General features: G+C 70.9%; 1 pseudogene. It reads right to left on the reverse strand.

The annotated features are described in order from the left end of the window. Nucleotides 1-114: 114 nt before the first annotated feature. Nucleotides 115-247: pseudogene (locus tag ACLEQD_RS45420) on the reverse strand (DUF2924 domain-containing protein); the annotation flags it as partial.

Genomic DNA, 247 nt, shown 5'->3' on the forward strand with positions numbered 1-247 from the left:
CACTTCACGGCGATGTTGGCGCCCGCCTCGCGTGTGGACGGCGGGGCGGAGCGCGTCCGGGTTGGGGGCCTCTCGGCCTATTCGTTGTCCTGCTGGGGCGAGTGGGTACGGGCCTCACTCCTCCTCTTTTGGGGCGAAGCGCGCGGCGGCTTCGGTGGCGCCCATGGCCGTGAGTTCTCGGTGGACCGCGCGCTTGAAGAAACGAGTCCGGCTCGGGATGCCCGCGTCGCGCCAGGCCTTGTCCAGG

Origin of the sequence: Corallococcus sp. 4LFB, from assembly GCF_046520365.1 — a bacterium.
Lineage (GTDB): Bacteria > Myxococcota > Myxococcia > Myxococcales > Myxococcaceae > Corallococcus > Corallococcus caeni.